27 protein-coding genes are annotated in these 22,201 nt (G+C 66.0%); 2 read left to right on the top strand and 25 right to left on the bottom strand.

Translation table 11 applies throughout. The annotated features are described in order from the left end of the window. Positions 1-17: 17 nt before the first annotated feature. The 10 genes from WDZ97_RS04985 to WDZ97_RS04940 form a co-directional block, all read right to left on the bottom strand. A complete protein-coding gene (locus tag WDZ97_RS04985) occupies positions 18-1,022 on the bottom strand; it encodes a FecR domain-containing protein (RefSeq protein ID WP_425761985.1) in 1,005 nt (334 codons plus the stop codon). A gap of 3 nt (positions 1,023-1,025) precedes the next feature. Next, entirely contained in the window at positions 1,026-1,538 is a 513-nt protein-coding gene (locus WDZ97_RS04980) for a sigma-70 family RNA polymerase sigma factor (protein ID WP_425761984.1), read from the bottom strand. A gap of 132 nt (positions 1,539-1,670) precedes the next feature. Further along, positions 1,671-2,447 carry a TrmH family RNA methyltransferase gene (locus WDZ97_RS04975; RefSeq protein WP_425761983.1) on the bottom strand — a complete coding sequence of 259 codons (777 nt, stop codon included), beginning with the start codon at positions 2,445-2,447 and terminating at the stop codon, positions 1,671-1,673. After that, positions 2,444-2,911: a CopD family protein gene (locus WDZ97_RS04970; RefSeq protein WP_425761982.1), complete on the bottom strand. Its 468-nt coding sequence runs from the start codon at positions 2,909-2,911 to the stop codon at positions 2,444-2,446. The genes WDZ97_RS04975 and WDZ97_RS04970 overlap by 4 nt, the downstream gene beginning before the upstream one ends. Positions 2,912-3,014: 103 nt before the next feature. After that, the gene (gene ahpF / locus WDZ97_RS04965; protein WP_425761981.1) at positions 3,015-4,589 is read right to left on the bottom strand and encodes an alkyl hydroperoxide reductase subunit F; all 1,575 of its coding nucleotides are present in this window, start codon (positions 4,587-4,589) and stop codon (positions 3,015-3,017) included. Between the two features lie 134 nt (positions 4,590-4,723). Next, positions 4,724-5,287 carry an alkyl hydroperoxide reductase subunit C gene (gene ahpC, locus WDZ97_RS04960; protein WP_019918226.1) on the bottom strand — a complete coding sequence of 188 codons (564 nt, stop codon included), beginning with the start codon at positions 5,285-5,287 and terminating at the stop codon, positions 4,724-4,726. A gap of 74 nt (positions 5,288-5,361) precedes the next feature. Continuing rightward, entirely contained in the window at positions 5,362-6,387 is a 1,026-nt protein-coding gene (gene arsB, locus WDZ97_RS04955) for an ACR3 family arsenite efflux transporter (protein WP_425761980.1), read from the bottom strand. A 9-nt stretch (positions 6,388-6,396) separates the two neighbouring features. Further along, complete coding sequence (locus tag WDZ97_RS04950) at positions 6,397-6,888, bottom strand: arsenate reductase ArsC (RefSeq protein WP_304001053.1); 492 nt, start codon at positions 6,886-6,888, stop codon at positions 6,397-6,399. A gap of 1 nt (position 6,889) precedes the next feature. Next, positions 6,890-7,366 (bottom strand): ArsI/CadI family heavy metal resistance metalloenzyme, encoded by a 477-nt coding sequence (locus WDZ97_RS04945; protein WP_425761979.1) that lies wholly within the window; start codon positions 7,364-7,366, stop codon positions 6,890-6,892. Between the two features lie 13 nt (positions 7,367-7,379). Further along, positions 7,380-7,703, bottom strand: coding sequence for an ArsR/SmtB family transcription factor (locus WDZ97_RS04940; RefSeq protein WP_304001051.1), 324 nt, complete (start codon positions 7,701-7,703; stop codon positions 7,380-7,382). 94 nt (positions 7,704-7,797) lie between these two features. On the opposite strand from WDZ97_RS04940, the gene WDZ97_RS04935 reads away from it, so the two are divergent. Together WDZ97_RS04935 and WDZ97_RS04930 are read left to right on the top strand one after the other, a co-directional pair. Then, complete coding sequence (locus tag WDZ97_RS04935) at positions 7,798-8,169, top strand: cupin domain-containing protein (protein ID WP_425761978.1); 372 nt, start codon at positions 7,798-7,800, stop codon at positions 8,167-8,169. Continuing rightward, positions 8,166-8,498, top strand: a complete 333-nt coding sequence (locus tag WDZ97_RS04930) for a cupin domain-containing protein (protein ID WP_425761977.1) — start codon at positions 8,166-8,168, stop codon at positions 8,496-8,498. The genes WDZ97_RS04935 and WDZ97_RS04930 overlap by 4 nt, the downstream gene beginning before the upstream one ends. Positions 8,499-8,503: 5 nt before the next feature. Here WDZ97_RS04930 and WDZ97_RS04925 read toward each other — a convergent pair whose 3' ends face one another. From WDZ97_RS04925 to pyrH, 15 genes are all read right to left on the bottom strand, one after another. Continuing rightward, positions 8,504-8,743 (bottom strand): thioredoxin family protein, encoded by a 240-nt coding sequence (locus tag WDZ97_RS04925; protein WP_425761976.1) that lies wholly within the window; start codon positions 8,741-8,743, stop codon positions 8,504-8,506. Between the two features lie 21 nt (positions 8,744-8,764). Next, a complete protein-coding gene (locus tag WDZ97_RS04920; RefSeq protein ID WP_425761975.1) occupies positions 8,765-9,769 on the bottom strand; it encodes a permease in 1,005 nt (334 codons plus the stop codon). 88 nt (positions 9,770-9,857) lie between these two features. Continuing rightward, positions 9,858-10,439, bottom strand: coding sequence for a ribonuclease HII (gene rnhB / locus WDZ97_RS04915; protein ID WP_425761974.1), 582 nt, complete (start codon positions 10,437-10,439; stop codon positions 9,858-9,860). Further along, positions 10,436-11,587 carry a lipid-A-disaccharide synthase gene (lpxB, locus tag WDZ97_RS04910; RefSeq protein ID WP_304008769.1) on the bottom strand — a complete coding sequence of 384 codons (1,152 nt, stop codon included), beginning with the start codon at positions 11,585-11,587 and terminating at the stop codon, positions 10,436-10,438. Before lpxB ends, rnhB begins: the two co-directional genes overlap by 4 nt. Further along, positions 11,587-12,366, bottom strand: a complete 780-nt coding sequence (gene lpxA, locus WDZ97_RS04905) for an acyl-ACP--UDP-N-acetylglucosamine O-acyltransferase (protein ID WP_304001044.1) — start codon at positions 12,364-12,366, stop codon at positions 11,587-11,589. Before lpxA ends, lpxB begins: the two co-directional genes overlap by 1 nt. Further along, entirely contained in the window at positions 12,366-12,800 is a 435-nt protein-coding gene (gene fabZ, locus WDZ97_RS04900) for a 3-hydroxyacyl-ACP dehydratase FabZ (protein ID WP_020164752.1), read from the bottom strand. Before fabZ ends, lpxA begins: the two co-directional genes overlap by 1 nt. A 10-nt stretch (positions 12,801-12,810) precedes the next feature. Then, a complete protein-coding gene (gene lpxD / locus WDZ97_RS04895; protein ID WP_425761973.1) occupies positions 12,811-13,851 on the bottom strand; it encodes a UDP-3-O-(3-hydroxymyristoyl)glucosamine N-acyltransferase in 1,041 nt (346 codons plus the stop codon). 4 nt (positions 13,852-13,855) lie between these two features. After that, positions 13,856-14,377, bottom strand: a complete 522-nt coding sequence (locus tag WDZ97_RS04890; RefSeq protein WP_425761972.1) for an OmpH family outer membrane protein — start codon at positions 14,375-14,377, stop codon at positions 13,856-13,858. A 31-nt stretch (positions 14,378-14,408) separates the two neighbouring features. Continuing rightward, positions 14,409-16,703, bottom strand: a complete 2,295-nt coding sequence (gene bamA / locus WDZ97_RS04885; RefSeq protein WP_425761971.1) for an outer membrane protein assembly factor BamA — start codon at positions 16,701-16,703, stop codon at positions 14,409-14,411. A gap of 28 nt (positions 16,704-16,731) precedes the next feature. Then, positions 16,732-18,090, bottom strand: a complete 1,359-nt coding sequence (gene rseP, locus WDZ97_RS04880; protein WP_425761970.1) for an RIP metalloprotease RseP — start codon at positions 18,088-18,090, stop codon at positions 16,732-16,734. Further along, positions 18,087-19,247: a 1-deoxy-D-xylulose-5-phosphate reductoisomerase gene (ispC, locus tag WDZ97_RS04875; protein WP_425761969.1), complete on the bottom strand. Its 1,161-nt coding sequence runs from the start codon at positions 19,245-19,247 to the stop codon at positions 18,087-18,089. Before ispC ends, rseP begins: the two co-directional genes overlap by 4 nt. Beyond that, complete coding sequence (locus WDZ97_RS04870) at positions 19,247-20,083, bottom strand: phosphatidate cytidylyltransferase (RefSeq protein ID WP_425761968.1); 837 nt, start codon at positions 20,081-20,083, stop codon at positions 19,247-19,249. Before WDZ97_RS04870 ends, ispC begins: the two co-directional genes overlap by 1 nt. Further along, positions 20,076-20,777 (bottom strand): polyprenyl diphosphate synthase, encoded by a 702-nt coding sequence (gene uppS, locus WDZ97_RS04865; protein ID WP_425762252.1) that lies wholly within the window; start codon positions 20,775-20,777, stop codon positions 20,076-20,078. The genes WDZ97_RS04870 and uppS overlap by 8 nt, the downstream gene beginning before the upstream one ends. A gap of 67 nt (positions 20,778-20,844) precedes the next feature. Next, positions 20,845-21,402: a ribosome recycling factor gene (gene frr / locus WDZ97_RS04860; protein ID WP_304001036.1), complete on the bottom strand. Its 558-nt coding sequence runs from the start codon at positions 21,400-21,402 to the stop codon at positions 20,845-20,847. A gap of 76 nt (positions 21,403-21,478) precedes the next feature. Further along, the gene (gene pyrH, locus WDZ97_RS04855) at positions 21,479-22,192 is read right to left on the bottom strand and encodes a UMP kinase (RefSeq protein ID WP_020164761.1); all 714 of its coding nucleotides are present in this window, start codon (positions 22,190-22,192) and stop codon (positions 21,479-21,481) included. Positions 22,193-22,201 lie beyond the last annotated feature (9 nt).

Genomic DNA, 22,201 nt, shown 5'->3' with positions numbered 1-22,201 from the left:
AGTCGGCGTCGGAAAAATCAGCGGCGGTCGATGCGGACGATGTACGAGGTGTAACGGGTGATACGCAGCGGCAGGTTCGCGCTCAGTGCGGCAAGCGCCCGGTCGGTGTCGTCGAGCGGGAACACGCCCGACACCGAGAGGTCCTGCAGCGCTTCCGCGTCGTAGTAGAGCGTGCCGCGGCGATAGCGCTCGAGTTCGGCAAGTACCTCGGTGAGCGGCTTGTCGTCGACCGCCAGCACGCCATCGCGCCAGCCGATGAGCGCATCGATATCAGCCGCCTCGGTCGCACCGACACCCGCGTCGGTGATCCGCGCCGCGCTGCCGGCACCCAGCGTCGTGCAGGTGGCGACCGAGCGGCTGCACGCCTCGACCGTCGACTCGATCACTGCGACGCGCGTCGCATCGGCATCGTCGCGCACCAGATACTGCGTGCCGAGCGCGCGCGCCGTCGCGTGCCTGCTTTCGACCACGAACGGACGCTGCGGGTCGGCGCTCACCTCGACCAGTATTTCGCCCCGCCGCAGCACGATGCGACGTTCCTGCCCGGTGTATTGCTCGTCTATCGCCGAGTCGGTGTTGAGCGTGACCCGGCTGCCGTCGTCCAGCGTGACCGTCAGCCGCTCGCCCGGCACCGTGCGATGGTCGGCCAGCAGGTAGCGCGCCGTCTGCGACTGCAGGGCCATCCAGCCGCTGCCCGCCAGCATGCACGCGAGCATCAGCGCACCGGCCACGGCGCGACGGCGACGCCCGGCTCCGGAGAGGCTTGCGTCGAGGGCAGCCTTGCCCGCCTGCGCATCGACCTGTCCGAAGCGCGTCCATATCGAGTCGATGCGGCCATAGGCCAGGCGGTGCATCGGGTCGGCCTGCAGCCAGTCGTGCAGCGCGGATCGTTGCTCCGGCGTGCAGCTGTCGTCCTGCATCTTCAGGTACCAGTCCGTCGCTGCAGCCACGACGGCGGCCGACGGCGCAGCGTCCTCGGCGGAGCCCTCACCCTGTGCAGACGTCGATGTCGCGTGCAGCATCGTTCAGCCGTGCAGCACGCGGTAGCACTGCATCAGGACCGACGCCAGGTACTGCTTGATCATGCTGACCGATACGCCAAGGCGGGCGGCGATCTCGGCGTGCGGCAGGCCTTCGAGTCGATACAGCAGGAAGGCCTTGCGCGGCTTGGGCGGCAGCGTCTCCAGCATCGTTGCCAGTGCATTCAAGGTTTCCAGCGCCGCGTGATGATCTTCTGCCGAGGGCGCTGAAGCGTCCGGTGAATACAGCGCAAGGGCGGCGAGATACGACTGTTCGAGCTTGCGGCGGCGCAGATGATCGATCAGCAGACGACCGGCCGTCGTCGTCAGGAAGGCACGCGGCTCACGCAGTTGCGCAAGTTCGTCGCACTGCATGACGCGGACGAAGGTGTCCTGCGTCAGGTCGGCGGCGTCGGAAGGACAGCGAAGTTTCTTGCGCAGCCAGCCGAACAGCCATCCCTGATGGTCGATGTACAGCTCCTTGACCAGTTCCTGACGGACGGGATGTTCGATCTGCATGGCGGGAATCGGAGGGCGCGCGCACCGGTGGATGAGCAGACATTCAGGTCCGCGGATGCCCGATTCTCAAAACTGCCTCGACGCTTGTACAGGGAAAAGCTCCCTGCTCCGGCCCGTCCTGGTCGCGCCGTTTCAGCCGGGCGTACGCTGCCTCACCTGCTCGAACAGACAGACAGTGGCCGCCATCGCGACATTCAGCGATTCGGCCGCACCGGGCATCGGGATGATGGCCGGGTCGGTCGCCAGCGCGCTGACGGCTGGCGACAGGCCGGCGCCTTCGTTGCCGAAAAGCCAGGCGACCGGGCCGCGCAGGTCCAGCGCATACAGCGAGGTGCGGGCGTCGAGCCGGGTGGCGACGATGCGGCCCGGGTAAGTCTTGAGCGCCGCCGCCACATCGCAGTGCTCGCGGATGCGCAGACCGAAATGCGCGCCCTGCCCGGCGCGCAGCACCTTGGGGCTCCAGGCCTGGGCGCAGCCGGTGGTCAGCAGCACGTCGCACACGCCGGTGGCCCAGGCGGCGCGCAGCAGCGTACCGAGATTGCCGGTGTCCTGCACTGCGTCGAGCACCAGACAGTCGCCGGTGATCGGCGCCTCCGCCTCGGCCGGGATGTCGATCAGTCCGAGCAGGCCGGTCGGCGTGTCGGTCGGACTCAGTTCGTCGAACAGCGCGTCGGAGAGCAGCAGCACGGCCTCACCCTGCTCCGCCAACGCATCCTTGACTTCGACGTGGTCGAGCGCGCGCTCGGCGACGACAGCGAGCTTGGGGCGCACGCCGGCGTCGAGCGCGCTGCGGAACAGGTGCATGCCGTCGATCAGCGTTTCCGCCGCCTCGCGCCGCGCGCGCGACGAGGTCGCGAGCTTGCGCAAGTGCTTGAACTGCGCGTTGTCGCGCGACTGGACGTGCTTCATCCGGCCACCAGTGCGCGCCCCAGCGTGGCCAGCGCGATGGTGACGAAGCCGAGCACGGTGTTCAGCCCGACCAGCTTGCGGATCTGTGCCAGCGCCGCACCGCCGGCCGGCCAGTCGGACGCGTCGACCGCGCGCAGCAGCCGCTTGTAGGGCGCGAAGAACACGTGCATGAAGATGAACATCATGATCAGGCCGACGCCGAACATCAGGTGCCAGTGGATCGGCGCCGCCTTCATGCCGACCGCCAGCATCATGCCGAGCCCGCTGACGAGGATGATGGCGACCGATGCCCACACCAGCGGGAAGAAGCCGCCGAAAACACCGCGCCACAGGCGCAGCCGCGCCGGCGGTTCGAGCTGCAAGGCGGCCACCGGGCGCAGACAGACATAGGCGAAGAACATGCCGCCGACCCAGATCGTGACTGCGGCGACGTGCAGGAACAGCAGCAACGGAACGTGGCTCATGGTGTGAAGACCCTCGGTGAATGGCGCGCGGGCAGTCGCGCAGCCAAGAAAAAGCCCGCACATCCTGCGATGCGCGGGCTCCGATGTTAACGCCTCCCGGTGATCAGGCCGGTGCCGACGTGCGGATCAGGTGGTCGAAAGCCGAAATCGCCGCCTTCGAGCCCTCGCCCATCGCGATGATGATCTGCTTGTACGGCACGGTGGTGACGTCGCCGGCCGCGAACACGCCGGGCGTGCTGGTTTCGCAACGCGCGTCGACCTGGATTTCGCCGTACTTCGTCAGCTCGATCGAACCCTTCAGCCATTCGGTGTTGGGCACCAGGCCGATCTGCACGAAGATGCCTTCGAGCTCGATCGTGTGCGACTCGCCGGTGGCACGGTCGGTGTACTTCAGCGCATTCACCTTGCCGTCGGCGCCACCCGTGACTTCGGTGGTCTGCGCCTGCAGGATCACCTTTACGTTGGGCAGGCTCAGCAGCTTGCGCTGCAGTACGGCGTCAGCGCGCATCTGCTTGTCGAATTCCAGCAGCGTCACGTGACCGACGATGCCGGCCAGATCGATCGCCGCTTCGACGCCCGAATTGCCGCCGCCGATCACCGCCACGCGCTTGCCCTTGAACAGCGGGCCGTCGCAGTGCGGGCAGTAGGCCACGCCCTTGTTACGGTACTCGCGCTCGCCCGGCACGTTCATTTCACGCCAGCGCGCACCGGTGGCGAGGATGACCGAACGCGACTTCAGCTGGCCGCCATTGGACAGTTGCAGCGTGATCAGGCCGTCGCCCGACTCGGCGGCGGGAATCAGCTTGTCGACGCGCTGCAGCGCCATCACGTCGACCTCGTAGCTCTTCACGTGCTCTTCGAGCGCGGCGGCGAGCTTGGGGCCTTCGGTCTCCTTGACCGAGATGAAGTTCTCGATGCCCAGCGTGTCCATCAGCTGGCCACCGAAGCGCTCCGCCACGACACCCGTGCGGATGCCCTTGCGCGCGGCGTAGATCGCCGCCGCCGAGCCGGCCGGGCCACCACCGACCACCAGCACGTCGAACGGCGCCTTGGCGCTCATCTTCTCCGCGTCGCGCTTGGCCGCACTGGTGTCGACCTTGCCGACGATCTCTTCGAGCGTCATGCGACCGGCGCCGAACAGTTCGCCGTTCAGGAACACCATGGGCACCGCCATCACCTGGCGCTCTTCGACTTCCTTCTGGAACAGCGCGCCGTCGATGGTGACCACCTTGACGCGCGGGTTCAGCACCGCCATCAGGTTCAGCGCCTGCACCACGTCCGGGCAGTTGTGGCAGGACAGCGACATGAACACTTCGAAGCTGTAGTCGCCATCGAGCGACTTGATCTGTTCGATCATCTCGTCCGACACGCGCGGCGGATGACCGCCAGCCTGCAGCAGCGCGAGCACCAGCGAGGTGAATTCATGGCCGAGCGGAATGGCCGCGAAGCGCAGCGACATGTTGCCACCCTTGCGGTTGATCGCGAACGACGGCGTGCGCGCGGCACTGCCCCGCTCCTCGCTGACAGTGATCTTGTCCGACAGCTCTGCGATGTCGGACAGCAGGCCCTGCAGTTCGCGCGAAGCGGCGCTGTCGTCCACCGCGGCCGTCAGTTCGATCGGTTGCTGCAGCTTTTCGAGGTAGGCCTTCAACTGGCCCTTGAGAGTGGCGTCCAGCATGGTGTGCTCGGCTTTCGAAACGGGTGTTGCGGAAAACAAAACGCCCGGGCCGGGCGCCGTCAGGGCATGTTCTCAAACCGCTTGAGAACACACCCTGGCACCTGACCCGGGCGCCTCTGCGAAGCGATGTGCGCTTAGATCTTGCCGACCAGGTCGAGCGACGGGGTCAGGGTTTCAGCGCCTTCCTTCCACTTGGCCGGGCAGACCTGGCCGGGGTGGCTGGCGACGAACTGGGCAGCCTTGAGCTTGCGCAGCGTTTCGTTCATGTCGCGGGCGATCGCGTTGTCGTGGATCTCGGCGGTCTTGATCTGACCTTCCGGGTTGATGATGAAGGTGCCGCGCAGCGCCAGGCCTTCTTCATCGATGTGCACGTCGAACGCACGGGTCAGCTGGTGGGTCGGGTCGCCAACCAGCGGGAACTGGGCCTTGCCGACGGCCGGCGAGGTTTCGTGCCACACCTTGTGCGAGAAATGGGTGTCGGTGGTGACGATGTACACTTCGGCACCGGCCTTCTGGAATTCGGCGTAGTTGTTGGCCGCGTCTTCGACTTCGGTCGGGCAGTTGAAGGTGAAGGCAGCCGGCATGAACACGATCACCGACCACTTGCCCTTCAGGCTCTCGTCGGTCACGGTGATGAACTTGCCGTTGTGGAAAGCGTTTGCCTTGAAGGGCTGGACGGTGCTGTTGATGATGCTCATGTCGAGATCCTCTTTTGTGGGTGGGGTGAAAGTCGCAATGATATTGCGAAACTGCCTCTTTGTTTAGACTTGATCTAAAAAAGTTCAGCGGAATCCGGAAAAAGATGCGCGCTGCGCCGCGTGAAGGCGACCAGCGACAGCATGACCGGCACTTCGACCAGCACGCCGACCACGGTCGCCAGCGCCGCGCCCGAGTGCAGTCCGAACAGGGAGATCGCAACGGCGACCGCAAGTTCGAAGAAATTCGACGTCCCGATCAGGCAGGCCGGTGCCGCCACCGGATAGGGCAGCTTCATCATTCGCGCGGCGACGAAGGCGATGGCGAAGATGCCGTAGGTCTGCAGCACCAGCGGCACGGCGATCAGTGCGATCACGAAGGGCTGGGCGACGATGGTTTCCGCCTGGAAGCCGAACAGCAGCACGACGGTGGCCAGCAGGCCGACGATGGACCACGGCTTGAGCCGCGCGACGAATCCGGCCAGTGCGGCACCGTTACCCAGCGCACGGCGGGTCAGCACCCCAGCAAGCAGCGGCAGCACCACGTAGAGCGCGGTGGACAGCAGCAGCGTCTCCCACGGCACGGCCACGTCGGTCACGCCGAGCAGGAAGGCGGCGATGGGCGCGAAGGCGAACACCATGACCAGATCGTTCACCGACACCTGCACCAGCGTGTAGTTGGGATCACCCCGCGTGAGCTGACTCCAGACGAACACCATGGCCGTGCAGGGTGCGACGCCGAGCAGGATCATGCCGGCGATGTATTCCGACGCCGATTGCGGATCGACCCAGGGCGCGAACAGGTGCTGGAAGAACAGCACGCCGAGTGCGGCCATCGTGAACGGCTTGATCAGCCAGTTCACGACCAGCGTCAGCACCAGGCCCTGCGGCCGTCGACCGACGTCGCGCACGGCGGCGAAGTCGATCTGGATCATCATCGGGTAGATCATCACCCAGATGAGCACGGCCACCACCAGATTGACGTGCGCCAGTTCCAGCGCCGCGACGGCCGCAAAGGCCGACGGCGCGACCAGTCCCAGCGCGACGCCCGCGATGATGGCCAGGCCCACCCACAGGGTGAGCCAGCGTTCGAACATGCCCATGGAAAGACCTCAGTGTGCGGCCAGATCGCGCGCGGTCTGCTGCAGCGCCAGCGCGTGCAGACGTTCGTCCGGCATCGCGACCAGAATCTCCAGACGACGGCGGATCAGCGCCAGCGTGTCGCGGAAGGCGGTCAGCTTCGCCGCATCGCTGCCGGGCGTGGCCGACGGATCGGCGTAGCCCCAGTGCGCGGTCGCCGGATGGCCCGGCCACACCGGGCAGGTTTCACCCGCTGCGCTGTCGCATACGGTGATGATCAGATCCATTGCCGGTGCGCCGGGCGCGGCGAATTCGTCCCAGGCCTTGCTGCGCACGCCCGTCGTATCGATGCCCTGCTCCGCCAGCGCCTGCAGCGCGAACGGATTCACCCGCCCGCTCGGCTGACTGCCGGCCGAAAAGGCGCGGAAACGGGCGCCACCGAGGTGGTTGAGCAGGCACTCGGCGAGCACGCTGCGCGCCGAATTGTGGGTGCACAGAAACAGCACGTTGAGCGGGCGAGCCATGTCAGCAGCAGCCCGAACCGGAGCTCTTCACGCCGATGTTCAGCGGCTTGCCGCGCGTCACCGGAGCCTGCGGCGCACAGCAGGCGGCACCGCCGCTGGCGGCTTCGTTGAACACCGGAATGTTGCCCAGCGTGTGGAAGTGCTCCCAGGCGATGCCCTGCGGGTCGGTCACCCAGTGCTTTTCGCTGCGCGCGTAACAGCAGGTGGTTTCGCCTTCGTCGAGCAGCGCCATGTCGGCTGACTCGGCGCGCGCCTTCATCGCCGCAAGTTCGGCCGGGTCGTCGGTCTGTATGCCGAGGTGGTCGATGCCCGGCTTGGTTCCGCGGGTCGAGATCGCGAAATTGACCGGCGGATCCTCCAGCATCCACTTCGCGTAATCGGCTTCGGTGCGCGCCGGCTGCGCGTCGAACAGCTTGTTGTAGAAGGCGATGCTCTTCGCCAGGTCGTCGACGTGCAGATGGACATGAAAGCGCTTCATTGCGGTTCTCCGGTCAGCAGTTCGTGCAGGAAGGTGCGGCCTCGACACAGGGTGTGCCGCGGCAGCAGTTTTCGGTGAGGTAGGCCATCAGTGCGCCCATGCGCGCGTAGTCGGCGCGGTAGATCAGGTGACGGCCGTCGCGCGACTGCAGCAGCAGGCCGGCCTGGGTCAGTTCCTTCAGATGGAAGGACAGCGTGGTCGGCGCCACCGACAGCGCCTCGCCGAGCGCGCCGGGCGTCATGCCGTCGGGACCGGCGACGACCAGTGCGCGAAACACGCGCAGACGGATTTCGTGGGCCAGTGCGGCCAGCGCGCGGATGATGTCCTGTTCTTCCATAATTCAACGATATTTGAATCGTTGAATCGATGCAAGTGCCGTGTGCTTTCGACTACGCTGGCGCTCCACCCGCTTTGCCCGCCCCGCCCGCCCGATGAAGACCCGCTACGACGACATTGCAGCCTACGTGACCAAGGACGGTTCGCTGATCCGCGAACTGATGCATCCGGCGCAGCACGGCGGGCAGGCGCAGAGCCTCGCCGAAGCGACCGTGCCGGCCGGCACCCGCACCGCGCTGCACCGGCACCATGTGACCGAAGAGCTGTACCACGTGACGGCCGGCCAGGGGCGCATGACGCTGGGCGAGCACAGCTTCGGCGTAACGGTCGGCGACACCGTGCTGATTCCGCCCGGGACTGCGCACTGCATCGAGGCGACCGGCAGCGAGGCACTGGTCATCCTCTGCTGCTGCAGTCCGGCCTATGCACACGACGACACGGAACTGCTCGACGAGGCCTCCGCGTGAGCGCCAATCTGTTCGACAACCTGCCGCCAGCGCAGCAGCCGGAAGAGCTGTTCGAAACGCTGTGCGCGCGGCCCGGCGTGCGCATCGAGCGCATCGTGTCGACCGGTCAGTGCAGCCCGCCCGGTTTCTGGTACGACCAGCCGGGCGACGAATGGGTGGCACTGCTGAGCGGTTCCGCCACGCTGCGATTCGAGGATGAAGCGACCGGTCGCGAACTGCGCCCCGGCGACTGGGTGTTCATCGCGGCGCATCGGCGCCACCGCGTCGAACGCACCGATGCCACCACCCCATCGGTCTGGCTGGCCGTGCATCTGGCCCCGCCGGACTGAGTGTCTCAGCCGGCCTTGCCGAGCAGTTCGCCGATTTCGTGTTCGCTCAACACCTTGCCCGCGGACACCACCTTCTCGTCGATCACCAGCGCCGGCGTCGACATGACGCCATAGGCGGCGATGTCGACGAAATCGGTCACCTTGACGATATCCGCCTGCTGGCCGCGCGCGGCCAGCGCCTTGCGCGTGTTGTCCGCCAGTTCGATGCACTTGCGGCAACCGCTGCCCAGTACCTTGATGATCATGTCGTCTCCCCGTCTGTCACGTCAGGTGAATGCGCCCGCCAGCGCGTTGAACAGATAGCCGATCAGCACGATGCCACCGGCCACGATGCCGACGAATGTCGCCAGCAGCGGCGTGCGGACAACGCGCTTGAGCATGACGATGGACGGCAGCGACAGCGCAGTGACCGACATCATGAACGCCAGCGCCGTACCCAGCCCGACGCCGCGCGCCACCAGCGCCTCGGCGATCGGCAACGTGCCGAAGATGTCGGCGTACATCGGCACCCCGATCAGCGTGGCCAGCGGCACCGACCATGGCTTGTCCTGACCAAGCAGCCCGTTGATCAGGCGCTCCGGTATCCAGTTGTGGATGGCCGCGCCGATGCCGACACCGATCAGGATGTAGAGCCAGACGCGGCGAACGATGTCGCGCACCTGGTCGCGGGCGAAGCGCAGGCGCTCGCGCACGTCGGGCACGCCGTCGTCACCGTTCATGACCGGGCTGGTGAACACGAAGGGCTCGATGTGGCCCTCCATCCGCGCGCGGCTGATCAAGGTGCCACCGACCACCGCCAGCACGACGCCGACCGTCACGTAGGCGATGGCGATGGGCCAGTTGAAGATGCTGGCCAGCAGGATGACCGACGCCAGATCGACCAGCGGCGACGAGATCAGGAAGGAGAAGGTGATGCCGATCGGCAGCCCGGCGCTGGTGAAGCCGATGAACAGCGGAATTGACGAACAGGAACAGAAGGGCGTGACGGTACCGAGCAGCGCTGCCAGCACATTGCCGCGCACCCCGGTGAAACGCCCCAGGATGCGACGCGTGCGCTCGGGCGGGAAATGGCTCTGCACGTATGAAATGCCGAAGATCAGCAGCGACAGCAGGATGAAGATCTTCACCGTGTCATAGATGAAGAAATGCACGCTGGCGCCGACCCGCCCGCTCATCGGCAAACCGATGCCCTGCTCGACCAGCATGCGCACCAGATCGGACAGCCACTGCATGCGCAGCAGCTGGTCGTTGAGCCAGCCAAACGGATTCATTGCGGGTGCGGGCAGCAGGACATGACGCTCATGCTAGACCTGTAGCGCGCCCAGCAGCTTCAACTGCCTCAAGCGAAAGCGAACGCCTTCAGTCGGGCGCGCCGAAATCCAGGGCGCTCTGCGCGACCGGTGCAAAGCTGCGGCGGTGAATCGGTGACGGGCCGTGGATGCGCAATGCGGCCAGATGCTCGGCGGTCGGATAGCCCTTGTGCTTTGCAATGCCGTACTGCGGATACAGCGCCGCCAGCGCCATCATTTCGTGATCGCGGCCGGTCTTGGCCAGGATGGAGGCGGCCGAGATCGCCGCTTCCGACGCGTCGCCGCCGACGATCGCGCGCGCTGGCACGGCGAGGCCGGGCGGTACGCGATTGCCGTCGATCAGCACCTGATCGGGCGGCACGGCAAGGCCTTCGACCGCGCGGCGCATCGCCAGCATGGTCGCGTGCAGGATGTTCAGGCGGTCGATCTCCTCCACCGTCGCGATGCCGACCGCCCAGGCCAGCGCGCGCTCGCGGATCAAGGGCGCCAGCGCTTCGCGCTTCTTTTCCGACAGCTTCTTCGAATCGTTCAGGCCGTCTATGGGGCGCAAGGGATCGAGAATGACCGCCGCCGCATAGACCGGACCGCACAGCGGACCCCGGCCGGCCTCGTCGACGCCGGCGATCTTCATGCGCGTGGCAGATGCGGCAGGATGGCCGCCGCGGCGCGCGCTGCCGTGCCCTGGCGAAGCGTGAAATGGATGCGCTCGAATTCGTCGATCTGCGCCGCCCGCGCCACCGCGTCGCCGAGCAGCGCGTCGAGCGCGTCAGCCAGCTTTTCAGGCGTGGCGTCGTGCTGCAGCAGCTCGGGCACGATGCTGCGGCCGGCCAGGATATTGGGCAGGCCGACCCAAGGCTGATAGGCCATGCGCTTCATGATGCGATAGCTCAGCGCGTGGATGCGGTAGGCCACGACGTGCGGCGCGCGGCACAGGGCCGCTTCGAGGGTCGCCGTGCCGCTGGCCACCAGCGCCACGTCGCAGGCCATCAGCGCGTCGCGCGCGTGACCGAACAGGATGGACACCGGCAGTTCGGTCGCCTGACAGTCCCACAGCGCCTGTTCGAACTGGGTACGCGTTTCGCGCGTGGTCAGCGGCACCAGGAATCTGAGGTCCGGATGGCGCTCGTGCAACAGCTTGGCCGCACCGATCCAGGAATGCGCGTTGTACTGCAGTTCCGACTGCCGGCTGCCCGGCAGCAGCGCCACGATGCGCGCATCGACCGGTATGGCCAGGCGCTCGCGGGCGGCGAAGCGCTGTGGCTCGGGCGAAATCTCGTCGGCGAAGGGATGGCCGACATAGCTCACCGGCACGCCGGCCTTCTCGTAGATCGCCGGCTCGAACGGGAACAGGCAGAGCACGCGCGACACGCTGCGCGCGATGCCCTTGATGCGGCCACCGCGCCAGGCCCAGATCGACGGGCTCACGTAGTGGATGGCGGGCACGCCCGCATCGCGCAGCTTGCGCTCCAGCCACAGATTGAAATCAGGGGCGTCGACGCCGATGAAGGCGGCCGGCTTGTCCCTGAGCAGACGGTCGAGCAGGCTGCGACGGATGCCGGCCAGTTCGCGGTAGTGCTTCAGCACCTCGAAATAGCCGCGCACAGCCAGCTTTTCAGATGGCCACCAGGCGTCGAAGCCGGCCGACTGCATGCGCGGCCCGCCGATACCGACGAAGTCGATATCGGGCCGCGCATCGCGCAGCGCCTTGATCAGGTGCGCAGCCAGCTGGTCGCCCGACGCTTCGCCGGCGACCATGGCCACCGTGATGCGGGAGGCCATTATCGGATGATGCCGCGTCCGCCGGATGCGAGGAAATCGGACAGCAGCGCGACTTCGGGCGTCGTCTTCGCCGCTTCGGCGATGGCGGCCTTGGCTTCGTCCAGCGTCAGCCCCTCGCGGTACAGCGTCTTGTAGGCGCGCTTGATCGCCATGATGGCTTCGCTGCTGTAGCCGCGGCGGCGCAGGCCTTCGCTGTTGATGCCGTGCGGGCTGGCCGGCACGCCGTTGGCCAGCACGAAGGGCGGCACGTCCTGCAGCACGCTCGAATGCACGCCGCAGAAGCTGTGCGCACCGACGCGGACGAACTGGTGCACGCCGGTGAAGCCGCCGAGAATGGCCCAGTCGCCGACATGCACATGACCGGCCAGCGCGGTGTTGTTGGCCATGATGGTGTGGCTGCCGACCTGGCAGTCGTGCGCGACGTGCACGTAGGCCATGATCCAGTTGTCGTCGCCGAGACGCGTGACGCCGCCGTCCTGCACGGTGCCGCAGTTCATCGTCGCGTATTCGCGCACGGTGTTGCGGTCGCCGATCTCCAGACGGGTCGGTTCATTGGCGTACTTCTTGTCCTGCGGTGCACCGCCGATCGAACAGAAGGGGTGGAACGCGTTGTCGCGCCCGATGCGGGTATGGCCCTGAATCACCACGTGCGCATGCACCTTGGTGCCGGCACCGATCTCGACGTTCGGCCCGATGATGCTGTAGGCACCGATCTCGACACCGTCGGCGATCTGCGCCGCCGGATCGACGATGGCGGTCGGATGGATGAGCGTTGCCATCAGGTCGGACGCACCGCACAGAGCAGTTCGGATTCGGCCACCACGCCGCCGTCAACGCGCGCGCGCGCCTGGTACTTCCAGATGCCGCGCGAGTGCTTAAGCAGGTCGACTTCGAGAATGAGCTGGTCGCCGGCCATGACCGGCTTCTTGAAGCGGGTGTTGTCCACGCCACAGAGGTAATAGACCGAATCGGCGTCGGGCGTCGTGCCCAGCGTTTCGAAGGACAGGATGGCGGCGGTCTGCGCCAGCGCCTCGACGATGAGCACGCCCGGCATGACCGGGTGGTTCGGGAAGTGGCCGGGGAAGAAGGGCTCGTTGATCGTGACGTTCTTCAGCGCCTTGATGTACTTGCCCGCCTCGACTTCGAGCACGCGATCGACCAGCAGGAAAGGAAAGCGGTGCGGCAGCGACTTCAGCACCGCGTGGATGTCCATCGATTTCAATTCAGTCTTCCTTGTTGCCTTGCAGCGTTGCAAGTTGTTGCTCGAGCGCCTTGATGCGATCGGCCATCGAATCGAGGTGGCGCAGGCGCGAGTAGTTGCGCGTCCATTCCTTGTGCTCCATCGACGGCACCGAACCGGTATAGACGCCCTTCTCCGGAATCGACTTGGTCGCGAACGACACCGCCGACACCACCACGTCATCGACGATGTCGATGTGGCCCATGATGTTGGCCGAACCGCCGATCATGCAGCGCTTGCCTATCGTCGTGCTGCCGGCCACGCCGGAACACGCCGCCATCGCAGTATGGTCGCCGATACGCACGTTGTGGGCGATCTGGATCAGGTTGTCGAGCTTTACGCCGTCGCCGATCACGGTGTCTTCGAGCGCGCCGCGGTCCACCGTCGTGTTGGCACCGATTTCGACGTCGTTGCCGATCAGTACGCGACCGATCTGCGGAATCTTGACCCAGCTGCCGTCCGCCTCGCGGGCGAAGCCGAAGCCGTCGGCGCCGATCACGGCGCCCGAATGCAGGATGCAGCGCTCGCCGATCACGCAGTGCGCGTACACGACGACGCGCGGATGCAGCCGCGTGCCGGCGCCGACGCGCACACCCTCGCCCAGCACGCAGCCGGCGCCGATCAGCACGTTGGCGCCGATGTCCGCACCCTCGCCCACCACGGCACCGGCGGCGACATGGGCGGACGCATCGACCCGCGCCCCCGGATGCACGCTGGCAGCCGGATCGATGCCGGCGGCCGGGCGCAGATCGGGATTCAGCAGCTGGGCGACGCGGGCGAAATAGAGATAGGGATTGCGCACGCGGATGTGCGTGCGGGCGAGATTCTCGCCGTCGGCTGGCGGCACGATGACCACACCCGCACCGCTGCTGGCAAGAACGCTGCGGTACTTCGGATTGGACAGAAAGGAGATGTGAGCCGGGCCGGCGCTGTCGAGCGGCGCCACCTGCTCGACCAGCAGGTCGGCGTCGCCATGCAGTTCGCCGCCCAACCGGGCGACGATGTCGCCAAGACGGGCTGCCATGTTCTTACTTGCTTGCCGGCGGGTCGGCCAGCGCCTTCAGCACCTTCTCGGTGATGTCGATGCGCTGGCTGCGATACACCACTTCCTGGAAGATGATGTCGTACTTCTCGGCCTCGGCGATCACCTTGATCGCCTTGTTCGCCTTGTCGAGCACGCCAGCCAGTTCCTCGTTGCGGCGCTGGTTCAGGTCTTCACGGTACTCGCGCTCGCGACGCTGCATGTCGCGGGTGAGTTCGCTGAATTCACGCTCCTTGGCGCGGCGGTCGCTGTCGGACAGCGTGACCGCATTCTTTTCCATGTTCTGCTGCATGCCCTGCAGCTGCTTGGCCAGCTTTTCCAGCTCCTGGCTGCGCTTCTCGAATTCCTTTTCGAGCTTCTTCTGCGCGCGCACCGCCGGTGCCGCCTCGCGCAGGATGCGTTCGGTGTCGACGAAGCCGATCTTGACGTCGCTTTCTGCGCGCACCGGTGCGGCCGTCAGCAAAGCGAGCGAAGACAGCAATGCAATGAATATGAGGCGTGCGGACATACTCGACCTGTTCATACGGAGCTCTTCTTGATCAGAACACATTGCCCATCTGGAACTGGAAGCGCTGGAGACGATCGAGCGGATCCTTGTTCAGGGGCTGTGCAATGCTGAACTTCAGCGGTCCCATGGGCGAACTCCACGCCACGGAAAGGCCGGCACTATAACGCATATCGCCCAGACTCAGGCTCTGGCCATCGGCCCAGACGTTACCCGCATCGACGAAGGTGCCCAGACGCAGCGACTTGTCCTGCCCCATGCCGGGGAAGGGGAAAAGCACCTCGGCGTTCATCACCAGCCGGCGGTCACCGCCAATGGTGGTGCGCAGCAGGTTGCCGTTGCCATCGCGGTCACGCTGGCCGATCGACGCGGTTTCAAAGCCGCGCACCGAGCCGATGCCGCCAACGTAGAAGTTCTTGTAGAACGGCAGCGGCTTGTCGCCGTAACCGCGACCATAACCCAGTTCGCCATTGAGCATCAGCACGAAGTTGCCCCACAGCGGGAAATAGGTCTGGTGCTGGTAGGAGGCCTTCATGTAGCGCAGGCCGCCGGGCGGAATCGCGATTTCGCCGTTCACACGCTGGATCGAGCCCTTCGTCGGGTAGATGAAGCTGTCGCGTGTGTCGCGTGCCCAGCCTATCGTGCTCACCAGCGAGTTGTTGGTGTCGCCGAATTCATTGACGAAGTTCTTGTAGCGCTGCGGGCTGTCGGAGAAGGTGTCGATCGAGGTCTGATCGACCGCCAGACCGAAGTTGATGCGGTCGTCCTCGCGGATCGGGAAACCCCAGCGCAGGCCGGCGCCGACCGACGACGTACGGTAGTTGCCGATGCGCAGACGGGTCGGGTCGACGTTGCGCAGATAAACGTCGAAGCCGCGCGAAATGCCGTCCGGCGTGTAGTACGGATCGGTGAAGGACAGCGCGTAGGTCTTGTTGATGCTGCCGCTGTTCAGGCTCAGCGACATCGACTTGCCGCTGCCGAACAGGTTCTGCTGCGAAATTGAGGTCGACAGGATCAGGCTTTCCGAGCTGGAGAAGCCGGCACCGAACATCAGGTTGCCGGTCGGCTTTTCCTTCACCGTCAGGTTCACGTCGACCTGGTCGGTGGTGCCGGGCACGGCAGGCGTCTCCACCGTGGCCGCATCGAAGTAGCCGAGGCGGTCGACGCGGGTACGCGAACGGTTGATCTTCTCGCCGTCGTACCAGGCGCCTTCCATCTGGCGGAATTCGCGGCGGATGACCTGGTCGGCCGTCTTGCTGTTGCCCAGCACGTTCACCCGGCGCACATAGACGCGGCGGCCCGGATCAACGAACACGGTGAACGAGACAGTCTGCTTGTCCTTGTCCGGTTCCGGCACCGCATTGACGTTGGCGAAGGCATAGCCTTCGTTGCCGAGGCGGTCATTGATCGCCTTGGTGGTGTCGGTCAGGTTCTTACGCGAGAACTCGTCGCCCGGCTTCAGCTTCACCAGCTTGCGCAGTTCCTCTTCCGGCAGCAGCAGATCGCCCGACAGCTTCACACCGGACACCGTGTATTTCTTGCCCTCGGTGATCGAAATGGTGATGTAGATGTCCTGCTTGTCCGGCGTGATCGACACCTGGGTCGAATCGACGTTGAATTCGAGGTAGCCGCGATCGAGGTACCAGCTGCGCAGCGTTTCCACGTCGGCGCTGAGCTTCTGGCGCGAATACTGGTCGTTCTTCGTGTACCAGGTGAGCCAGTTCGGCGTGGTCAGCGTGATCATCTTCAGCAGGTCCTTCTCCTTGAAGGCACTGGCACCGACGATGTTGATCTGACGGATCTTGGCGACCTCGCCTTCATCGACCTGGAAGTTGATCGCCACGCGGTTGCGCTCAAGCGGCGTCACGGTGGTCTTGACCTCGACCGAATAACGGCCGCGCGACAGGTACTGTCGCTTCAGTTCCTGCTCGGCGCGCTCCAGCACGGCGCGGTCGAAGATGCGCGACTCGGCCAGGCCCACGTCACGCAGACCCTTCTTGATCGCTTCCTTGTCGAATTCCTTCATGCCGGTGAAGTCGAGCGAGGCGATGGCCGGACGCTCCTCGATCACCACCACCAGCACGTCGCCCTCGACCTCGATGCGCACGTCCTTGAAGAAGCCGGTCGCGAACAGCGCCTTGATGGCCTCGGCCGCCTTGTCCTCGGTGAAGCTCTCGCCGACGCGCACTGGCAGATAGTTGAACACCGTGCCGGCTTCGGTCCGCTGAATTCCCTCGACGCGAATGTCGCGGACGACGAAAGGCTCGAAGGCGTGGGCATGAGCCGACAGCAGTCCCGCGATCAGGGCGGGCAGGAGAAACTTGCGCATTGGGGGAAGTGGGGAATTCAGTCGGTAGTCAACCGAAAAGGCGATTGATATCGTTGTAGAAGGCGAACGCCATGAGCATCAGCAGGATGGCGAGGCCGACCTGTTGCCCGATTTCCATGACCCGCTCCGGAACCGGACCGCCCTTGAAAAATTCGATCGTATAGTACATCAAGTGCCCACCGTCCAGCAGCGGGATGGGCAGCAGGTTGAGCACGCCCAGACTGATGCTGATCAGCGCGATGAACTTGATGTAGTGGGTCAGCCCCATGGCCGCCGACTGACCCGCGTAGTCGGCGATGGTGACCGGCCCGCTCAGGTTCTTCCACGACAGTTCGCCGGTAATCATGCGGCCGAAGGCCTTGAGGCTGAACAGCGCGGTGTCCCAGGTCTGGCCGACCGCCAGCAGCAGCGATTCGCCGACGCCATGCCGCACTTCGACGAACAGCCGCTCGCGCAGGGTCGGATCGGGTTCGGGGCCGATGCCCAGGCGGCCGAAACGCTGTCCGCCCTCCTCCACCGTGGCGACTTCGGCGCGCAGCACGGCCTCGGCGCCGTCGCGCAGCACCACCACGTCGACGGTCCGACCGCCCAGTTCGCGCACCTGCTGCACCATGGCCGCCCAGTCGTCGACCGCCTGTCCGTTGATGGACAGCACGCGGTCGCCTTCGCGCATGCCCGCCTTATCCGCCGCGCTGCCCTCGCCCACGCTGCCGACCACCGTCGCGACACGCGGCCGGAACGGCAGCAGGCCCACCCGCTCCATCAGCGTCGCGTCGACATCGCTGCCGATGCCCGACAGGTCGATTCGCCGCGTATTGATTTCCGCCCGGTCGTTGACCGTTTCCAGCACCAGCGAACGGCCCTCGACCGCTGCGCGGGCGACGTGCCAGCGCAGGTCCTGCGCCGACGCGATCGGTTTGCCATCGACGGCACGCACCTGCTCGCCGTCCGTGACGCCGGCCACCGCCGCCGGGGTGCCCGTCGCGGGCGCCGCCAGCAGCGCACGCGGCTCTTCCATGCCGTAGATGAACAGGCCCCAATAGACGACGATGGCGAGCAGGAAATTGGCGATCGGTCCGGCCGACACGATGGCGAAACGGCGCCCCACAGTCTGCCGGTTGAAGGCGCGGTGGCGTTCGTGCTCGGCCACTTCGCCTTCGCGCTCGTCGAGCATCTTGACGTAGCCGCCGAGCGGAAACACCGACAACGCCCACTCGGTGTTGTCCGGGCCGTAGCGGCGCATCCACAGCGGACGGCCGAAGCCGACGGAAAAACGCAGCACCTTGACGCCACACAGCCGCGCCACGCTGTAGTGACCCAGTTCGTGCACGGTAATCAGGATGCCCAGCGCCAGCGCGAAGGCCGCCAGGTAGAACAGCGGATTCAAGCGCGCGCCCCGATCTGGCGCCGTGCGACCTCGCGCGCCGCAGCATCGGCGGCGAACACTTCGTCGAGCGTGCTCGACGGCTGATCGGGAAGGGTGTCGAGGGTGGCGGCAATCACATCGGCTATGGCACGGAAACCGAGCCGATGTTCCAGGAAAGCGGCAACCGCGACTTCGTTCGCCGCATTGAGCACGGCCGGCGTGCCCGCGCCGGCGCGCAGTGCGTCGAAAGCCAGCTTGAGGCAGGGAAAACGGTCGAGATCCGGGCGCTCGAACACCAGATCGGCCGCCGCCGCCAGGTCAAGCACGCCGACGCCGGACTCGATCCGCTCCGGCCAGGCCAGCGCGTGCGCGATCGGTGTGCGCATGTCCGGATTGCCCATCTGCGCCAGCACCGAGCCGTCGACGTACTCGACCATCGAATGCACGATACTCTGCGGGTGGATCACCACGTCGATGCGCTCGGCCGGCGTATCGAACAGCCAGCGCGCCTCGATCACTTCGAGGCCCTTGTTCATCATGGTGGCCGAATCGACCGAAATCTTGCGGCCCATGTCCCAGTTCGGGTGGGCGCAGGCCTGTTCCGGCGTCACGTTCGCCAGATCGGCGATCGGCGTACGGCGGAACGGACCGCCCGACGCGGTCAGCAGGATGCGGCGCACGCCCTCGCGCCCCTTGGCCGGCATGCACTGGAAGACTGCGTTGTGCTCGCTGTCGATGGGCAGCAGCGTCGCGCCGTGAGCAGACACCTCGCGCATGAACAGGTCGCCGCTCATTACCAGGCTTTCCTTGTTCGCCAGCAGAATGCGCTTGCCGGCGCGCGCGGCCGCCAAAGCCGGGCGCAGGCCGGCGGCGCCGACGATAGCCGCCATCACGGTATCGACCTCGGGCAGCGCAGCGACCATTTCCAGCGCCTCGACGCCGTGCATGACTTCGGTCGGCACCCGACCGGTCAGGCGCTCGCGCAACACGACGGCGGCGTCGGCGTCGGCCACCACGGCGATGCGCGGCGCGAAGGCGATGCACTGTTCGGCCAGGCGGTCGATCTGGCGATGGCCGGACAGCGCGACGATCTCGAAACGGTCCGGATGGCGCGCGACGACGTCCAGCGTGCTGACGCCGATCGAGCCGGTCGCGCCCAGTACGGTCAGTCTGCGCATCAGTTCGACGCTCCGGGTATCAGGTTGAGCAGATAGAAGCCTATCAGCGGCAAGGTGGCCGTCAGGCTGTCGACGCGGTCGAGCACGCCACCATGGCCGGGCAGCAGCTGGCTGCTGTCCTTCATGCCGGCCTGACGCTTCATCATCGATTCGAACAGGTCGCCGACGATGCTCACCGCGGTCAGCAACAGCAGCATCCCCGCCCAGAACGGCGCAGAGGGCATCTGCGCCGTGTCGAACAGCGCCGGCTTGATGGCGAGGCCGTACAGCTGGACGGCGACGACGGCACCGGCTGCGCCCTCCCAGGTCTTGCCGGGGCTGATCGACGGTGCCAGCTTGTGGCGGCCGAAGGCCTTGCCGGTGAAATAGGCGGCGATGTCGGCGATCCAGACGACCGCCATCAGCAGCAGCAGCGGCAGCACGCCGATGGCGCGCAGCTGTATCAGCGCCAGCGCCGGCGGCAACAGCACGAGAACGCCGGTCAGAACAAGCCAGGGCTGCGCCGGGCGCGCGCCGCGCGACATCCAGAACGGCACGACCAGCAGCCAGAACAGGATGGCCAGTGCATGCAGCGCGGACAGCGCGGGCGCCGCGTCGGCGACAACGCCCTGCGCGTCGAAGGAGCGTTGTGCGCAGAAACCGACCACGGCGAAGGTGAGCACGCCCGCGACGCGCGCGCCCAGCGGCGCGAAACCGATCAGGCGCGCCCACTCCCAGCCGGCGAAACCCAGTATCGCGGCGACCAGCCAGCCCCATGCGGCCAGATCCATGCCCCACAGTGCAGCCGACAGTCCGGCCAGCAGGACGATGGCCGTCAGTACGCGCTGCTTAAGCATGCTGGCCGGCTGCGGCCGCTGACTGGACCTGTTCGCTGGTTCGGCCGAAGCGACGTTCCCGCTGCTGGTAGGACGTGATGGCCTCGTCTATGGCCGCACCATTGAATTCGGGCCACAGGCTGTCGGTGAAATAGAGTTCGGTGTAGGCCAGTTGCCAGAGCAGGAAATTGCTGATGCGCTGTTCGCCACCGGTGCGGATGAACAGATCGGGCTCGGGCGCGTAAGCCATCGACAGATGCGGCGCCAGTTCCTGTTCGGTGAAGCCGTCGCGCCGCTCGGGGTGCGCCTTCAGCATGCGCTCGACCGCCTGCAGGATGTCCCAGCGGCCGCCGTAGTTGGCGGCGATGGTCAGATTGAGGCCGGTATTGCCTTCGGTCAGCGCCTCGGCATTGCGTATCAATTCGACCAGACGCGGTTCGAAACGGCCCAGGTCGCCGACCACGCGCAAACGGATGCCGTTCTCGTGCAGGCGGACGACTTCGTCCTCCAGCGCCCGCACGAACAGCTGCATCAGGAAATTGACTTCCTCGGCCGGCCGCCGCCAGTTCTCGGAACTGAAGGCGAACAGCGTCAGATAGCCGACGCCGCGCTCGGCGCAGCGCTTGACCACCGCGCGCACCGCCTCGACACCCTTGCGGTGGCCGGCGACGCGCGGCATGAAACGGCGGCGCGCCCAGCGGCCATTGCCATCCATGATGATGGCGATGTGTCGCGGGACTGCGGACGAGCCGGTGCTGGAAGACAAGATCCGGTGCCTGGCTTCAGACGGCCATCAGGTCTTGCTCTTTTTGCGCCAGTTGCTTGTCGACCTCGGCGATGTAGCGGTCGGTCAGCTTCTGTACGTCGTCCTGCGCGCGGCGCTCGTCGTCCTCGGAAATTTCCTTTTCCTTGACGGCTTCCTTCAGCGCGTTGTTGGCGTCACGACGCAGATTGCGCACGGCCACGCGCGCATTCTCGGCTTCGCCACGGACGACCTTGATCAGCTCCTTGCGGCGCTCTTCGGTCAGCGGCGGCATCGGCACGCGCACGATATCGCCCATGGCCGACGGGTTCAGGCCGAGGTCGGAATCGCGGATCGCCTTCTCGACGACCGACAGCATCTTCTTTTCCCACGGCTGCACGCCGATGGCGCGCGCGTCGATCAGCGTCACGTTGGCGACCTGCGACAGCGGCACCATGGAGCCGTAGTAATCGACCTGGATGTGGTCGAGGATGCCGGTGTGCGCACGACCGGTACGCACCTTGCCGAAGTCGGCCTTGAGCGACTCCAGCGTTTTCTGCATCTTCTGTTCGGTGGTTTTCTTCAACTCGGGGATCATGACGTCGCCTCTTGTTGGAAGGGACGGCCGCGAGGGCGCGGCCGCTAGAGCAAAGGGGCCAACGGCCCCTGCACCACTATATATGGACCAGCGTGCCTTCGTCTTCGCCCATCACGACACGCTTGAGCGCGCCCGCCTTGAAGATGCTGAACACCTTGATCGGCAGTTGCTGGTCGCGGCACAGCGCGAGCGCGGTGGCGTCCATCACCTTCAGATCGCGGCTGATGGCCTCGTCGAAGCTGATGCGGTCGTAGCGCGTGGCGCTCTTGTCCTTCATCGGATCGGCGCTGTAGACGCCATCGACCTTGGTCGCCTTCAGCACGATTTCGGCTTCGATCTCGCGACCGCGCAGCGCAGCTGCGGTGTCGGTGGTGAAGAAGGGGTTGCCGGTGCCGGCGGCAAAGATGACGACCTTGCCCTCTTCGAGGTAGCGGATCGCCTTGCCGCGGATATAGAACTCGACCACGGGCTCGATGCTGAGCGCGGACTGCACGCGCGCGGCGACGCCGGCCTGACGCATCGCGTCGCCCAACGCCAGCGCGTTCATCACGGTGGCCAGCATGCCCATGTAGTCGGCGGTGGCGCGGTCCATACCGGCCGCGCCGCCCGCCACGCCGCGGAAGATGTTGCCTCCGCCGATCACGACGCCCACTTCCACGCCCAAGGCGCGGATCTCGGCAACTTCAGCGACGATGCGTGCAAGCATGTCGCGGCTGATGCCGTAGTCGTCGTCGCCCATGAGGGCTTCGCCCGACAGCTTCAGAAGGATGCGGCGATAGGCAACAGTCATGCAGGCTCC

This window comes from Methyloversatilis sp. MC4-4, from assembly GCF_049843555.1.
In the GTDB taxonomy this organism is placed as follows: domain Bacteria; phylum Pseudomonadota; class Gammaproteobacteria; order Burkholderiales; family Rhodocyclaceae; genus Methyloversatilis; species Methyloversatilis discipulorum_B.
This window is presented reverse-complemented; position numbering and strand designations above follow the sequence as displayed.

Bases quoted from the DNA above. Each gene is read 5' to 3' on its own strand.
- WDZ97_RS04985 (WP_425761985.1), bottom strand. From the start codon at position 1,022: ATGCTGCACGCGACATCGACGTCTGCACAGGGTGAGGGCTCCGCCGAG.
- WDZ97_RS04980 (WP_425761984.1), bottom strand. From the start codon at position 1,538: ATGCAGATCGAACATCCCGTCCGTCAGGAACTGGTCAAGGAGCTGTAC.
- WDZ97_RS04975 (WP_425761983.1), bottom strand. From the start codon at position 2,447: ATGAAGCACGTCCAGTCGCGCGACAACGCGCAGTTCAAGCACTTGCGC.
- WDZ97_RS04970 (WP_425761982.1), bottom strand. From the start codon at position 2,911: ATGAGCCACGTTCCGTTGCTGCTGTTCCTGCACGTCGCCGCAGTCACG.
- ahpF (WP_425761981.1), bottom strand. From the start codon at position 4,589: ATGCTGGACGCCACTCTCAAGGGCCAGTTGAAGGCCTACCTCGAAAAG.
- ahpC (WP_019918226.1), bottom strand. From the start codon at position 5,287: ATGAGCATCATCAACAGCACCGTCCAGCCCTTCAAGGCAAACGCTTTC.
- arsB (WP_425761980.1), bottom strand. From the start codon at position 6,387: ATGGGCATGTTCGAACGCTGGCTCACCCTGTGGGTGGGCCTGGCCATC.
- WDZ97_RS04950 (WP_304001053.1), bottom strand. From the start codon at position 6,888: ATGGCTCGCCCGCTCAACGTGCTGTTTCTGTGCACCCACAATTCGGCG.
- WDZ97_RS04945 (WP_425761979.1), bottom strand. From the start codon at position 7,366: ATGAAGCGCTTTCATGTCCATCTGCACGTCGACGACCTGGCGAAGAGC.
- WDZ97_RS04940 (WP_304001051.1), bottom strand. From the start codon at position 7,703: ATGGAAGAACAGGACATCATCCGCGCGCTGGCCGCACTGGCCCACGAA.
- WDZ97_RS04935 (WP_425761978.1), top strand. From the start codon at position 7,798: ATGAAGACCCGCTACGACGACATTGCAGCCTACGTGACCAAGGACGGT.
- WDZ97_RS04925 (WP_425761976.1), bottom strand. From the start codon at position 8,743: ATGATCATCAAGGTACTGGGCAGCGGTTGCCGCAAGTGCATCGAACTG.
- WDZ97_RS04920 (WP_425761975.1), bottom strand. From the start codon at position 9,769: ATGAATCCGTTTGGCTGGCTCAACGACCAGCTGCTGCGCATGCAGTGG.
- rnhB (WP_425761974.1), bottom strand. From the start codon at position 10,439: ATGAAGATCGCCGGCGTCGACGAGGCCGGCCGGGGTCCGCTGTGCGGT.
- lpxB (WP_304008769.1), bottom strand. From the start codon at position 11,587: ATGGCCTCCCGCATCACGGTGGCCATGGTCGCCGGCGAAGCGTCGGGC.
- lpxA (WP_304001044.1), bottom strand. From the start codon at position 12,366: ATGGCAACGCTCATCCATCCGACCGCCATCGTCGATCCGGCGGCGCAG.
- fabZ (WP_020164752.1), bottom strand. From the start codon at position 12,800: ATGGACATCCACGCGGTGCTGAAGTCGCTGCCGCACCGCTTTCCTTTC.
- lpxD (WP_425761973.1), bottom strand. From the start codon at position 13,851: ATGGCAGCCCGTCTTGGCGACATCGTCGCCCGGTTGGGCGGCGAACTG.
- WDZ97_RS04890 (WP_425761972.1), bottom strand. From the start codon at position 14,377: ATGTCCGCACGCCTCATATTCATTGCATTGCTGTCTTCGCTCGCTTTG.
- bamA (WP_425761971.1), bottom strand. From the start codon at position 16,703: ATGCGCAAGTTTCTCCTGCCCGCCCTGATCGCGGGACTGCTGTCGGCT.
- ispC (WP_425761969.1), bottom strand. From the start codon at position 19,247: ATGCGCAGACTGACCGTACTGGGCGCGACCGGCTCGATCGGCGTCAGC.
- WDZ97_RS04870 (WP_425761968.1), bottom strand. From the start codon at position 20,083: ATGCTTAAGCAGCGCGTACTGACGGCCATCGTCCTGCTGGCCGGACTG.
- uppS (WP_425762252.1), bottom strand. From the start codon at position 20,777: ATGGATGGCAATGGCCGCTGGGCGCGCCGCCGTTTCATGCCGCGCGTC.
- frr (WP_304001036.1), bottom strand. From the start codon at position 21,402: ATGATCCCCGAGTTGAAGAAAACCACCGAACAGAAGATGCAGAAAACG.
- pyrH (WP_020164761.1), bottom strand. From the start codon at position 22,192: ATGACTGTTGCCTATCGCCGCATCCTTCTGAAGCTGTCGGGCGAAGCC.